Source organism: Paractinoplanes lichenicola, assembly GCF_016785085.1.
Lineage (GTDB): Bacteria > Actinomycetota > Actinomycetes > Mycobacteriales > Micromonosporaceae > Actinoplanes > Actinoplanes lichenicola.
This window is the reverse complement of record NZ_JAENHO010000008.1, coordinates 48160-62367: the sequence shown is the minus strand read 5'-3', so window position 1 is coordinate 62367 and position 14208 is coordinate 48160. Positions and strand designations below refer to the sequence as shown.

Annotated in this window: 8 protein-coding genes; 5 read left to right on the top strand and 3 right to left on the bottom strand. The window is 72.9% G+C overall.

Annotation, left to right across the window (positions count from 1 at the left end):
* Nucleotide 1 precedes the first annotated feature (1 nt).
* Nucleotides 2–817, bottom strand: a complete 816-nt coding sequence (locus tag JKJ07_RS27460; protein ID WP_202994696.1) for a transporter substrate-binding domain-containing protein — start codon at nucleotides 815–817, stop codon at nucleotides 2–4.
* 285 nt (nucleotides 818–1102) lie between these two features.
* Here JKJ07_RS27460 and JKJ07_RS27455 point away from each other — a divergent pair, with 285 nt between their 5' ends.
* The 5 genes from JKJ07_RS27455 (at nucleotide 1103) to JKJ07_RS27435 (ending at nucleotide 9513) form a co-directional block, all read left to right on the top strand.
* Nucleotides 1103–2689, top strand: coding sequence for a lysyl oxidase family protein (locus JKJ07_RS27455; RefSeq protein ID WP_202994695.1), 1587 nt, complete (start codon nucleotides 1103–1105; stop codon nucleotides 2687–2689).
* Nucleotides 2690–2840: 151 nt separating this feature from the next.
* Nucleotides 2841–5681: an ATP-binding protein gene (locus JKJ07_RS27450; protein WP_202994694.1), complete on the top strand. Its 2841-nt coding sequence runs from the start codon at nucleotides 2841–2843 to the stop codon at nucleotides 5679–5681.
* A 24-nt stretch (nucleotides 5682–5705) separates the two neighbouring features.
* The gene (locus JKJ07_RS27445) at nucleotides 5706–8180 is read left to right on the top strand and encodes a caspase family protein (protein WP_202994693.1); all 2475 of its coding nucleotides are present in this window, start codon (nucleotides 5706–5708) and stop codon (nucleotides 8178–8180) included.
* Nucleotides 8177–8401, top strand: coding sequence for a hypothetical protein (locus JKJ07_RS27440; protein ID WP_202994692.1), 225 nt, complete (start codon nucleotides 8177–8179; stop codon nucleotides 8399–8401). The genes JKJ07_RS27445 and JKJ07_RS27440 overlap by 4 nt, the downstream gene beginning before the upstream one ends.
* Nucleotides 8402–8535: 134 nt before the next feature.
* Nucleotides 8536–9513 carry a hypothetical protein gene (locus tag JKJ07_RS27435; protein ID WP_202994691.1) on the top strand — a complete coding sequence of 326 codons (978 nt, stop codon included), beginning with the start codon at nucleotides 8536–8538 and terminating at the stop codon, nucleotides 9511–9513.
* Here JKJ07_RS27435 and JKJ07_RS51250 read toward each other — a convergent pair.
* Both JKJ07_RS51250 and JKJ07_RS27425 read right to left on the bottom strand, forming a co-directional pair.
* The gene (locus tag JKJ07_RS51250; RefSeq protein ID WP_202994690.1) at nucleotides 9494–11620 is read right to left on the bottom strand and encodes a CHAT domain-containing protein; all 2127 of its coding nucleotides are present in this window, start codon (nucleotides 11618–11620) and stop codon (nucleotides 9494–9496) included. The two genes, JKJ07_RS27435 and JKJ07_RS51250, sit on opposite strands and share 20 nt — an antisense overlap.
* An 11-nt stretch (nucleotides 11621–11631) precedes the next feature.
* Nucleotides 11632–14070 carry a CHAT domain-containing protein gene (locus tag JKJ07_RS27425; RefSeq protein ID WP_202994689.1) on the bottom strand — a complete coding sequence of 813 codons (2439 nt, stop codon included), beginning with the start codon at nucleotides 14068–14070 and terminating at the stop codon, nucleotides 11632–11634.
* Between the last annotated feature and the right edge of the window lie 138 nt (nucleotides 14071–14208).

The following is a 14208-nucleotide window of genomic DNA, read 5'->3' as shown; positions in this document are numbered from 1 at the left end:
CTTACGCGGCCGGCTTCTCGCCGATCCATTCCGCGTAGATCTTGTCGTACGTGCCGTCGGTGCGCGACGCCGAGATGGCGTCGTTGACCGCCTTGAGCAGCTCGGCGTTGCCCTTCTTGACGGCGAAGCCGTACTGCTCGCCGGTGTCGAAGCCGGCCGTGACGACCGCCTTGCCCGGGTTGGCCTTGATGTAGTCGTTCCACACCGGCAGGTCGCCGACGGCCGCCGCCACCTGGTTGGTGGCCAGCGCCTGCTGCAGCGCGGCGAGGTCCTTGTACGCCACCACCTCGAGGTCGAGGCTCTTCTCCTTGACCTGCGCCTTGATGTAGTCGTCGCCGGTGGTGCCGCCCTGCACGCCGATCCGCTTGCCCTTGAGCTCCTCCAGCGTCTTGACCTCTTTGCCGGGCAGCGTGTTGAGGGCCTGGGTGGCGTCGAAATACGGGTCGGAGAAGTCGAGCACCTGCTTGCGCTCGTCGGTGATGGTCATGCCGGCCGCGGCCACGTCGCACTTGCCGGAATTGAGGTCGGCACCCGACTTGATGCCCTCGAACGGGGTGTCCACGATCTCCTGGGTGACGCTCAGCTTCGTGGCGACCAGGTCGATCAGCGCCACGTCGAAGCCGACCACCTTGCCACTGGCGTCCTTGGACTGGAAGGGCGCGTAGGGCAGGTGGGTGCAGGTGACGATGGCGCCCGACTTGATCAGCTTGACCCCGCTGTCGGTGGTGGTGCTCGTGTCGTCCTTGGCGCAACCCGCGACGGCGCCGATCGCGAGCAGCGCGACGGCCGCCAGCCGGGCCTGCTTGGCCATGTTCATGCGTCTCTCCCCGATGTCCGCGCGTGGATCACGACATGCTAATCCATCGCGTTCGATCCTAATGACGACCGCACCGATAGGTGATCAAGGACTCGGTTCACACATCGGACGGTCGGCGCATCTGACTTTCGGCCGATGTCTCGGTGGAGCCCGGCTCGGCCGGAGGTGCGAATTTCTCACGGGTTCGTGCCATCGCACAGAAACCTCACAGGATCCATACATTCCGAACCTTAGATGTGTCGGCAGCGGCCGCTCCCCCGGCGGCCGCCCGACCGGAAGGACCCCATGACGGATCCGCTGAAGAAGCGCCGCCGCCGCTCGCGCCTGATGACGTACGGCGCCGTGGCCGCCGCGCTGGCGCTGACCGCGGCCGGAGTCGGGGTGGCCCAGGCCGCGGCCACCCCGCCCCCGCTGTCGTTCGTCGCCGCCACCTCCCAGGTGACCGCCGAGCGGTACGACTACGACGGCGAGATCTACTTCTCGTTCGACCTGGGCCTGCATGTGATCGCGGGCAAGGACCCGCTGGAGATCTGGGCCAAGCGCAGCGGCTACGACAAGCCGATCGTGGCCGAGCGGACGGTGGTCAAGAACGGCAAGAAGTCGAAGGTCGCGCTGCCGGCCGGGATGGTCACCGACTTCTCCGGCCTCAAGGACTTCACCACCATCAGCATCGCCGACCAGGCGGGCAAGGTGGTCACCGAGTACAAGACCTCGTTCTGCGGCAACACGTGGTCGTCCGGGCGCACCCGGCCCGACGCCCCCGCGGCGAACCCGTACCCGACCAGCTGCGGCAACTACAACCCGTTCACGCTGGGCGCGGTCTGGGGCGTGCAGGCGGGCTGGGACGCGGCCGTGACCGACCAGCCGCAGCTCCCCGAGGGCCAGCAGTTCGACCTGCCGGTCGGCCAGTACACCGCCACCGCCACCGTGAGCCCGGTCTATCGCGAGCTGTTCGGCATCCCCCAGGACCAGGCCACCGCCAAGGTCGGGGTGACCGTGGTGGACGCCGAGACCGACCGGGCCGGCCTGGCCCGCGTGAAGGCCGCCGACGCGCGGGTCGCCGCGGTCGAGAAGCCGGACGAGCACTCGATCCACACCGCCGAGGGCGACGCCAAGCGCCAGGTCTCCGCGTACGTGCCCGAGCTGCGCGCGCCGGCCAAGCGCCCGACGCCGCTCAAGGCGACCCCGAAGGGCGGGCCGCGGCCGGACCTGCGGTCGCTGCCGGCGTGGGAGATCTCGCTGTCCGAGGAGGACGGCAAGACGTACGTGAACTTCGGCGCCACGGTCTGGAACGCGGGCACCTCGCCGCTGCTGGTCGACGGCTTCCGGCGTACGGGAACCGATCTGATGGACGCGTATCAGTACTTCTTCGATGCCAAGGGCAACCAGGTCGGCAGCCGGCCCGCGGGCACGATGGAGTGGGACCCGCGGGAGGGCCACCTGCACTGGCACTTCACCGACTTCGCGCAGTACAACCTGCTCGACTCGACCCAGAAGCTCGCCGTGCGCAGCGGTAAAGAGGCGTTCTGCCTGGCCAACACCGACGCGGTCGACTTCACGATCCCGAACGCCAAGTGGCGGCCGGAGAACACCGACCTGTCCACCTCGTGCGGCGCGAACACCGTGATCGCCGTACGGGAGGTTCTCGACATCGGCAACGGCGACACCTACAGCCAGTTCCGGCCGGGTCAGTCGTTCGAGATCACCGACCTGCCCAACGGCACCTACTACATCCAGACGCTGGCCAACCCGGAGAACAAGCTGGCCGAGCTGGACACCACCAACAACTCGTCGCTGCGCGAGATCATCCTGGGCGGCACGCCCGAGAAGCGCACCCTGACCGTGCCCCCGGTCCACGGCATCAAGGGCTGACGCAAGCCGGCGCCCCGGTTCCCCGCCAGGGACCGGGGCGCCACCTTAAGCAGAATGCATCGCCCGAAGCGACGAATCCGGTGACCGAGGCGATCCGGCCGTCGGCTGAGCGGTGGTTCAGGCGGCGCCGCCGATGCGCGATCGTGTGTCCATGCCCGACGGATCACCGGCCCGGCCCGCCTTCATCGGCCGCGGCGCCGAGCTGGACATGCTGACCCGGCGCCTCGACGAGGTGCGGCAGGGCACGGCCAAGACGGTGCTGATCGGCGGGGACGCCGGCATCGGCAAGAGCCGGCTGCTGAGCGAGTTCGCCGGCCGGGCCCGCGAGTCGGGGGCCCGGGTGCTGGCCGGGGTGTGCGAGGAGCACTTCGGCGACCCCATGCCGTACGGCCCGCTGCTCGAGATCCTGGAGGTCTTCGGCCGCGAGTTCGGCGAGCGGACCGAGGAATACCGGCGGCTGAGCGACTTCTTCGACGGCGGCGACCACATCTCCGGACCGCAGCAGGTGTTCGTCAACGTGCGGCGGATGCTGCAGCACGTCGACGGGCCGCTCGTGCTGATCATCGAGGACCTGCACTGGGCCGACCCGTCCACCCTCGACCTCGTGCGGCACCTGGCCCAGGCCCGCACCGAGGGGCGCCGCCTGCTGCTGGTCGGCAGCTTCCGCTCGGCCGAGCTCGGCCGCACCGACCCGCTGTGGCAGCTGCTGAACAGCGGGAACTTCATCCGGCGGGTCGTGCGGGCCGAGCTCGCCCCGTTCACCCTGCCCGAGCTGCGCGGGCTGCTCAACGGCGGCGCCGGCGAGCCCGACCCGGCCCTCGTGCGGCGGTGTCTCGAGTGGTCGGAGGGCAACCCCTTCTACGCCGAGCAGCTGCTCGCGGCGGACGCGCTGACCAGCCCCGAGAGCGTGCGCCTGTCGGCCGACCTGCGGTCGATCGTGCTGACCCGGCTGACCGGGCTCGGCGACGACGCGATGCGGGTGCTGCAGGTCGCCGCGGTGGCCGGCCGGACGGTCAGCCGCCGCCTGCTCCGCCTGGTCAGCGGGCTCGAGCGGGACGCCCTGGGCGCCGCCGTGCAGGAGTGCTTCGACCGGCAGATGCTGATCACCGGACGCGACGAGGACACCTACCGGTTCCGGCACGCGCTGCTGCGCGAGTCGGTGTATCAGACGACCAACCGCGACACCAAGGTCGACCTGCACGCGGCGATGGCCCGCGCGCTGGCCGCCGACCCCAGCCTGAGCCTGGCCGAGGGGTCCGCGGCGGCCGAGCTGGCCAGCCACTGGTATCAGGCCGCCAGCTGGCCGGAGGCGTTCGCCTCGGCCGTGCAGGCCGGCGAGCAGGCGATGCGCACCTTCGCGTTCAGGTCGGCCGGGGTGCAGTTCGACCGGGCGCTCACCCTGTGGCACCGGGTCACCGGCGCGCACGAGGCGGCCGGGCTCTCCCACGTACGGCTGCTGGCCGTCGCGGCCGAGGCCGCGCGCTGGTCGGGCAACACCGACCGGGCCCTCGAGCACATCGAGGCGGCGATCGCCGAGGCCGGGCCGGGTCAGGCCGACCTCAAGGAGCGGCACGCCAACTATCTGTGGGAGGCGGGCCGCCGCCAGGAAGCGGCCCAGGAGTATCGGGAGGCGGCCGACCTGCTCGACGGGCGGCCGGACTCGGCGGTCAAGGCCCGGGTGCTGGCCGGCATCGCCCTGGCCCGGCTGCACGACGGGCACTACGCCGAGGGCAGCGACCTGGCCGACGCCGCCCTGCGCGTGGCGATCGAGGCCGGGGCCCGGGCCGAGGAGGGCCGGGCCCTCGGCGTCTCGGGGCTCGCGCGCGGCATGCTCGGCGACGTCGAGGACGGCGTCGAGCGGCTCAACCAGGCCATCACGATCGCCCGCGCCGAGAGTCACCTCGAGGACCTGCTGCGGGCGTACGCGAACCTGGGGCTGATCCTGGAGAACGCCGGCCGGCTGCGCGCGGCCGCCCAGGCGGCACAAACCGGGCTGGCCGAGGCGCGCAAGCTCGACCTCGGCGCCACCACCCAGGCCATGATCCTGGCCAACAACGCCAGCGTCGCCCGGCTCATGCTGGGCGAATGGGACGAGGCCGAGAAGATCGTCAACGAGGTGCTGCTGGACCGGCCGCCGGCCGAGAGCATCTATCCGCGGCTGACCCTGGCCGAGATCAAGGTGGCCCGCGGCGACTACGACCCGGCCCGTGAGCTGCTGGCCTCGATCGAGGCGGTGGAGCTCAACGGCGACCCCCGGTTCCTCGGCCCGCTGCACACGATCCGGGCCCGGCTCGCGCTCGGCGCCGGCCACCTGCCCGCGGCCGTACGGGAGGTCGCGCGCGGCGTCGAGGCCCTGCGCGGCGGGGAGAACAGCCTGGAGCGGCTGCGGCTGTGCGCGGTCGGGCTGCGCTGCGCGGCCGATCTCGCGCAGACCGATCGCGACCGTGCCATGGCGGTCGGGGATCAGCTGGCCCGCGAGGGATTCGAGGCGCGACCGGCCGAGCCCACGGCGGAGATCGACCAGCTCATCCGGCTCTGCCAGGCGGAACGGCTACGGCTGCAGGACGCGGACACGACGACGGTGTGGGACCAGGTGGCCCGGGGCTGGCAGGGGCTGGACCGGCCGTACGAGGCCGCCTACGCCCGCTATCGGCAGGCCGCGGCCCCCGGTGGGACTCAGGAGCCGCTGCTGGAGGCCCACCGCGAGGCCGGTCGCCTGGGCGCGGAGCCGCTGCTGAACGACGTGGTCCGGCTGGCCCGGCGGCTCGGTCGCGACCTGGCCGATCGGCCCTATGGGCTGACCGAGACCGAGTTCGAGATTCTCCGGCTGCTGTACGAAGGCGAGGACGCGGCTCGCATAGCGAGGGCCCGCGGCGTCGCCCGCAGCACCGTGCAGACCCAGATCAAGCGCGTCTATCGAAAGATGGGCGTGAACAGCCAGGGCAAGGCCTCGGCCAAGGCGCGGACGGACAACGTCTTCCCCGAGGCCTGACCGTCCCGTCCGTCAGAGGCAGGCATGACGCGAAAAGCCCTCCTGATCGGTTCGCAGAACGACGGCCTGACCGGTGTGCGCAACGACGTCGAGGCGATGGCCGCGGCCCTGGAACCGCGGGGGTTCCAGGTGACCCGGCTGGTCACGCCGGACGCGACCCGCGCGGCCGTCCTCGACGCGTACGAGAAGCTCATCGTGGACGCGCGCCCGGACGACGCCTACGTCCTCTACTACAGCGGGCACGGCGGCCGGGCCCAGGCCGAGGACGGACCCGACCAGCCGTTCATCGTGCCCGACGACTTCGACGACACCGGCGAGTTCCGGGGGATCACCGGCGTCGAGCTGTCAGTCCTGCTGGCCCGGCTGACCGACGTCGCGCTCAACACCACGGTCGTGCTCGACTGCTGCCACGCCGCGCACATGTCGCGGCAGTCCGAGATGCGGGTCAAGGCGCTGCTGCGGTCGCCGACCGTCAAGCTCGGCTACGACAAGGTCCGGCGGCACAACGCCGAGGTGCTGGCCGGGCTGAAGCACGACCCGCGTTCCCTGATCAGCAACCCCCACGCCGTACGGGTGGTGGCCTGCTCGCCGTCCGAGTCGGCCTGGGAGACCGCGAACCGCGACGGCGTCGAGATGGGGCTGCTGACCGACGCGCTGACCCGGGCCCTGCGCGACCACCAAGGCCTGCGGGTGAGCTGGGCGACGCTGCTCGACGCGGTGCGCCGGGACGTGCAGGAGATGCAACCGGTGCAGCGGCCCGAGGCGGAGGGCCCGTCGGCGCGGGCGCCGTTCGAGACGACCGACCTCGACCCGCTGAGCTCGCTGCCGGTGGTGGCCGTGACGCCGGAGCAGATCCAGCTGCTGGGCGCGCCGCTGCTCGGGGTGGAGCCGCACGACGAGTTCACGATCATGCCGGGCGGCGCCACCGGGCCCCAGGACGGGCCGGCGCTCGGCACCGCCACGGTCACCAGCGTGCAGCCGACCTCGGCGACCGCGCGGCTGCGGGCGGCCGGCCCCGGACGGGACCTGCCGGCCGACGCCCGCGCGCACCGCACCCGGGCCGCCGCCTCCGCTCTGCCGGTGCGGCTGCCCCTCGGCCACCCGGCCGCGGCCGAGCTGACCAAGGCCATCAACCTGCGTCCGCTGCTGCGGCCCGACCCGGAGGCCGTGGTCGCGGTGGTCGCCGACGAGCAGGGCCGCCTGGTGGTGCACGACGACGCGGACCCGCTGCACCAGCCCTACCCGGCGACGTCGCTCGGGATCGGCTCGATCATGGCCAACCTGCAGCGGATCGCCCAGGCCACCGCGATCCGGCGGCTCACCGGCGACCCGCAGAAGCCGCTGACCCACGACGTGCAGGTCGAGTGGGGACGGGTGCGCGACGGCCGCGAGGAGCCGCTCGAGCGCAGCGGGGCACTGCTCTTCGCGTACGGGGAGGAGCGCATCTACATCCGGCTGCGCAACAACGGCGACCGGGCGATGTTCGTCTCGCTGCTCGACGTCGGCATCGCCTCGCGGATCGAGCCGCTGACCGCGGCCGACCCGGGCGGCATCCGGCTCGCCGCGGGCGCGACCTACACGTACGGGTGGGACGAGGACCGCCGGCGGCTCACCGGCGTCACCGTGACCTGGCCCGAGGGCATCAGCACGGCGGTCGCCCGGCCCGAGACGGTGCTCGCGCTGATCAGCGACGGTCCGGTCGACGTGGGGGTGCTGCGGCAACAGGGCGTACGCTCGGCCACCGCCCCGGAGTCCCCGCTGGAGCGGCTGCTCGGCCAGATCGCCACCGGCGCCACCCGCGAGATCGGCGACGCGCCGGCGAGCCGGGTCCGCTACGCCGTCGTGCCGATCGACTTCGTGGTCAGCCCGACCCCGCCGCCGCAGGCCGAGACCGCGCCGTTCCTCGTCGACGACCGGCCCGAGCAGCCCGTACGCCTCCTTTCGGCCCGCGGCGCCAACCCGGGCCGGGTCGCCGTGCGGATCGGCGAGCTGATCGTGCACCGCAACCGGGCACTGGGCAGCGCCGACATCCGGGTCGACGCGATGGTGCTGACCAACGGCGCCGGGGGCGTGCCCGCCTACCACGCCGAGACCATGCGGTTCAGCAACGTCCACGACGACGAGCGGCTGCCCCTCGACAACGCGCTGATCTATCACGGGCCGGCCGTCGACTTCCTCGACATCGCCGTCTGGGTCTCCCGCGACACCACCGGCAGCCAGGCCCTCGGCGCGCTGCTGGAGCAGCGGCTCACCTCCCCCGAGGTGCAGGCCGCCGGGCTGGCCATCCCCTCGCCCCACGCCGCGGTGGCCGTCGCCGTCGCCGGGGCCGCCGCGGTGCTCGTCAACACCGCGTACGAGCTGCTGCTGGGCGTGGTCGGCCGCAGCGTCGGGCTCTACCGCACCTCGCTGCTGGCCCAGGAGCAGTTCGGGCTCGGGCGCCACCAGCGGCACCCCCAGGATTTCTCGTTCACCTTTTCGATCGAAGGAGTAGACGCATGACCAAGAAGCTCATCATCGGCGGCCAGGAGTGGGGCATCGCCGACGCGGACGCCGAGGGTGTCGCCCGGCTGGTGCGGGACGCCATGCTCAACGGCATCACAGTGGAGCTGACCCTGTACGACGCCCACGAGAACGCGGTGACCGTGTTCCTCAACGGCGCGGCCACCTCGAGCGTGGTGCTCGACCTCGACTCGGGGCCCCGGCCCAGCCAGATGTCCTGATCAGACCCCCTCGTACACATGCGGCCGGCGTCTCGCCGGCCGCATACCTATTTCTGTGTACGTGGTCCGCGGAATCCCTTGTTGATCTCTGCCGCTCACGAATATCTGAGCAACCCGAGATCCAAGGAGTTGCCGTGGCCGATTCAGGATCGTCCGCAGAGATTCGCCGGCTCGCCGCGAAGGGCATCCTCGCGAAAGAATACGACATTGCCGAGCCCGAGCGCCGGAGCTACCTGTGGGCGGGCGCCGCCGAGATCATCACGCCGCTGCTCTTCCGGCGGGTGACCCGGCCGCTGGAGCAGCAGCGCGGCCACTACCGGTGCGCGTCCGGCCTGAAGGGGTTGGCCGCCGACTGCTGGAGCCGGTTCACCGATGACCTTGAGGCGGTCGTGCGCCACCTCCTGACCCGGGCCGTCGTGCCCATCGAGAATCTGGAGGCCTGGCTGACCGCACGGCTGCACGCGGCCATGGTGGACGGCTACCGGCGGCGCCGGGGTGAGCGGGGCGCCCCGCAGCGGCCCCGGGTGCCGGGCTGGCTGGCCGACGAACTCGGCCACGACGGCTGGCTCCTGGAGCTGGCGGTCGCGATCCCCGAGTGGGCCGGCAACGAGTCGACGGCGGGCTACTCGCTTTGGCCGCTCACTTCATGGTCCGTACGAAGGGCCGCCCGCACCGGCGACCACACGGCGGACGAGGGTGTGGTGGCACGCGAGGTCGAGGTCGTGCTGGCCGCCATGCGCCAACGCCCCACTTGGTACGAGAAGAACGTGGAGCGGCCGCTCGGCCACAAGGAGGCGCCGGTCTGGACGCCGTCGCGCAGCGCCGACGGCACCCACGCCGAGCCGGAGCCGGTGGCCGTCGCGGCCCACGAGCGCGAGGACGCGGAGCTGCGGGGGCTCGCGGGCCGGGCCGTCGAGCTCATCGTCCTGCGCCTCGGGCGGGGCGAGGACCCGGATCACGTCGTCTTCGAGGTGCTGCACACCGTGTTCGGCGGGGTCTCCGACGAGGGCGGGAGCGGCCCGGAGCGGGTGCTCAGCCTGATCGACGACCCCGAGCGGTTCGACCTGATCCTCGCCCGGGTGATGGCCGTGGTCACGCCCCAACATGGATGAAGGACGCCCAGTGCGCGGCCGGGACGCCCGTCCGGGCCGGGCCCAGGTCGCGCACCCGGCCCGGCTCGGACGCGCCGCCCAGCCGTTCGTAGGCGGCGCGGCGCTGCCCGTCGTCCATCGCCCGCAGGCGGCGGGCGGCACAGGCCAGAGCCGCGGGCACGTCGTGACCATGAGCCAGGCGCCGATACATCGTGGTCATCAGCAGGCAGGCCGAGATGTCGTCGACCGGCCACAGCGACACGACCACGTGCCGCACACCGGCCGCGAGCGCCGCCCGGGCCAGGCCGAGCACATCGCCGCCGGCGGTGGCCCGGCCCCGGCCGGTGTGGCAGGCCGAGAGCACCAGCAGGCTGCCGTCCAGGTCGAGCGCGGCCAGGTCGGGCAGCGTGATCCGGTCGTGACCGGTCAGGGCGAGCTCGCTCAGATACGGTCGCAGCTCGTCCACGGCACCGTGGGTGGCCAGGTGGATGATGGCCCGGCCGGGGGCGTGGCGGGTGAACGCCTCGCTGGTCGCGGCGGCGCCGTCCAGCACGAGCGCCCCCGGGAGGCGCCGGGCGATCGCCCGCACCTCGACGCCGGTGCCGGGCAGGCGGGGCAGCTCGGCGTAGTGCGGATCGCCGACCAGCAGTGCGGTGCCGTTTCGGGGGCTGGACCAGCGGCGGGTCAGCAGCGCGGCCGACGGAAGCACCGACAGCACGAAGAGCTCGCCCAGCGGCACCCGGTTCAGCGGCAGGACGGCGAACGGCAGCAGCATCAAATTGCCCGGCGGCGCCACGTAGAGCCGCTCGACGCCGGTCAGCGCCGACGCCACCGGCTCGATGAGATCGGCCGCCAAGCGGCCGGCCAGATCCGCGACACGATCCCCGGCGACGGCCGGGTCGGCGCACGCCGAGTGCAACTCGCGCACCGCCCGGGCCAGATCGCGCCGCGACGTGTTCGCGTGGTGCCGGACGACTTCGTCGCGACGGACCGCCCAGACGAACAGCTCCTGGTCGAAGGACTGGTAGAACAGGAGCGCGGCATTGTCCGGCAGCGACCTGCGGACCTCCTCGAGGTCGGCTCCGCCCGGCCGAGCGACCGGCCGGCCCGCTGCCGCCCGGTCCACCTCGGCCTCGGCCGACACCACCTCGGCGACCACATCGGCGGGCCGGGGCTCGTCGCCGCGCAGCGCGGCCTTCGCCAGCCGCTCGTGGGTGGCGCCCATCCGGGCTTCGGCGCCGCGGATCGCCCTGCTCCGGCCGGGCTGGGCGGCCGCCGCGCGCACCCGATCGGCCAGCTCGAACGCGCCGCCGACGTCGCCCAGCGCCAACCGCGCCCGGACGGCGACGTTGTAGAGCCCGGCGACCGCCACGTGATCGGCGGCCAGCGCGCGGTAGTAGTCGTTCGCCGGCGGAACCCGCTCGAAGGCGGCGATCGCCCGTCCGGCCAGCTCGTCGGCCGTCGCGGTCTCCCGCAGCGCGAGCGCGATCTCGGCCCGCCGCCCGAGCTCCGACCACGTCGGCTCGGGTGGCAGCACCGCCGCCCGGGCCAGGAACTCACGGGCGACATCGGGCCGCCCGGCCCGGATGTTCAGCTCGGCCATGACCACCGGATCGGGCAGGCCGAGCCGGTCGAGCACCCGGCGCGCCTCGGCCGTCCGATTGAGCTCGATCAACAGAACCGCTTCCAGGTACGACCCGGGCGGCGCCTGCGGCAGGGCCTGCTCCCGGAGCCGCCACCCCTCCCCCGGCCGCCCCACGTTGTCGGCCCGGGTGGCCCGGTGCCGCAACGTCAGGGCCGCGATCCGGCGGTCGGCGTCCCGCAGATCCCGCACCACCTGCCGGATCGCCTCGACGTCGCGCACGACAGCGGGCAGCGCCGCCGCGGCTCGGAGGCACGCGGTCAGGCGCTCGGCGGCCAGCTCGGTGCAATCAGGATCGGCCAGCCCCTCGGCGATCACGTTGAACTCGAGCGTGGCCACCGCCGCCGGCACGAACGCCGCCAGATCCCCCGGCGCCGCCAACGCCGTACCGAGCAGATCCCGGCTCTCGACTGCGCTCACCGCGAGCGCCGCCCACCGGGCATTCCGGGCGAGAAGCTGAAGCGCGAGATGCTCTTCTTCCGGCATGCGAACCCTCCCTAGCGACCGAAGTGGACGAAGGCCGCCCATTCACCGGGCGACGCCGGCCCCGGGCTTACGATCAGGGCTCGCAGCCACGGGGGCATGGTGGCCGGGGGCCGGCGATTCGAGCTGATCATCCACAACTGGGCCCGGCGCAGAGCCTCGGCCGGCGCCAGCCGCTCCTGCCGCAAGAAGTGGTGGAACATGAACATCAGGACCGAGGTGGCCGCGTCGGGCACGCTCCACTGGGTGCCGACGACCGTGGCCACGTTGCTCGCCAGCAGGGTGGTGCTCAGGCTGAACGCCTCGTCGTCGCCCCGGCCGCAGACCCCGCTGCTGCACGCGCCCAGCACCGCCAGCGCGATGGGACGGCCCACCCCGGCCGCCGACACCAGCTCCTCGGCCGACAACCGCTCGCCGCCCGACAACAGCAGGTAGGACGTGTCCGCGGAGTCCGTGCCGGGCTCGACCACTCCGTGACACGCCAGATGCAGCAGCGCACCCGCCGCGCCGCCGTCGGCCAGCCAGCCGAGCACATCCTCCCGGGAACCCGGACCGTCGGAACTGGACGAGCCGTCGGGGGTCCGGCCGACGTAACCGGCCGCCGGATAGAAGGCCTCCCGGATGGCCCACGCCTCGGCCCGGGCCGACGACAGGTCCGCGGCGGCGCCGGCCGTGTCCGGATCGGCGACGATCAGGCAATGGGCGGCCGGTGGCGGGGCGCCGCGCCAGGCCACGTCGCACAGCAGCCGGGCCGACGGAGTGTACGAGAAGGTCATGTCCTCGATCGCGTAGCGCAACCGGCCGCCGACCGTCCGGCGGGCCGCGTGCCAGGGGATCCGGACCAGCTCCCCCATCGGGATCAGCACGATCCTGGACGCGTCCGGCAGCTGGGCCAGGATCGGGCCGATCGCCGCGGTCCAGGCCCGGTCGCACAGCTCGTCCAGCGTGCCCGTGGGAGCCGACGCGGCCAGATCCCGCCGGCTCGACCGGGTGGCCGCGGTCAGGTATGCGTCGAAGTCCGCTCCCCACCCGCGGCCCAGCTCGGGAAGAGTCAGCCAGGTCGGCGGCCCCCCGGCCGGCACGATCACCGCCACGCCGGAGCCGTTCGGGACCGGCGTCAGATAGACGAGGGCGTCCGTGTCGAGTGCGGTGAGCGCCGCCCGCAGCTCCTCAAGGCCGGGCGGCGACAGCAGGCGGGCCGAACCGGCGTCGAGGGTTACCCGGGCGGTCCCGGTCGGGTCGAGCGGGATGCGGGCGATCGCGCTGATCACCTCGCGCCGGAGCTCACCGGGCGGCTCGGCCTGGCCGGCCGCGGCGGCGCGCCAGCGCTCGGCCAGGTCGGCCCGGCCCTCGTCCTCCAGCCGCGCCGCCAGGTCGCGGGTCTCGGTAGCGGCGTAGAGGATCAGGGCCCGGCCGGCGTCGAGGGCTGTCACGGCCGAAGCGGGATCGTTGTCCTCGAGGCACCACACGGCCACGTCCACGGCGTCGCCGGCCGCGTGCCGGGCCGCCACCTGGGTGCTCGCGGTATCCGGCTGGAGGAGAACGTTCCATGCGTGTCCACGCAAGCCGGCCAGGGCCACCTCGCGGCCCCGCGCCGGCTGCCCGGCGTGGCGGTAGGCGTGAGCCAGGGGATTGCTGAACAGGCTCCAGTGTGCGCTCAGATCCGAGCCGGCGATCGCTCGCGCCTCCTCCAGCATCTGGATCGCCTCGGTCAGGTCACGCCGGGTGGCCCGGGTCTCCCTCCAGCGGGACAGGGCCCGCCCCCGGTCGGCCCGGCTGCGCCGGGAGTAGACCCGGGCCAGCAGGGCGAGCCCCAGGTTACCGAGATAGAAGACTTGGCGGTGGTCGTGCTCTCCGGCCAGTGCGACCGCCTCGCGCAGGTGGTCCACCGCCGAATCGAGCATGCGGTCCGAGTCGCGTCCGTATCCCATCTCGGAGTAGCCGAGGTTGTGCAGGCGCGCGGCGCGGTCGGCCGCCGGAAGTCCCGGCGCCGCGGCCTGAACGCGCAGCCTCTCCAGGTGCGTGTCAGCCGTCACCGACGGAGTCCGGCCGCTCGACGAGTCGATCATGTCGATCAGCGACTCGAAGCGCTCGAGGAGGCCGGCCGTCACGCTGTGAGCGGGGTGACTCGCCGGAAGCCTGCCGATGATTTCGCGGGCGTCGCGCGTCTCGGCGGCCACCGCAGCGTGGTCGCCGCGCATCGCGGCTGCGTACGCACCGGCTATCGCGGCGATGGCGATCGCCCCGCTCCGGCGCTCCGGAGTGCCATCGGACCGGCCGGCCTCGAGCGCGGCCGCGAACTCGGAAATACGGCCGGGAAGCCGCAGCACGTCGTCGGCACTGCCCTCAGTGGAAGCACGCAGCAGGGTCAGCCAGACGCGGGCGCTCTCCACCTTCTCCTGTTGCGGGTGCATGCCGGCCACGATCGCGGCGAGACCCTCGATCTCATGCACTGCCGCCCGCACGTTGAATCCGAGACTGCCTTGCATCCCCGCATCGAGCAGTGCCTGGGCCCGAAGCGCGGCTGCGGTGGCCGTTCGTTCGCCGGGGAGCCGCGGATCCTCATTCGCCACACTTTTGTCTGACGGACC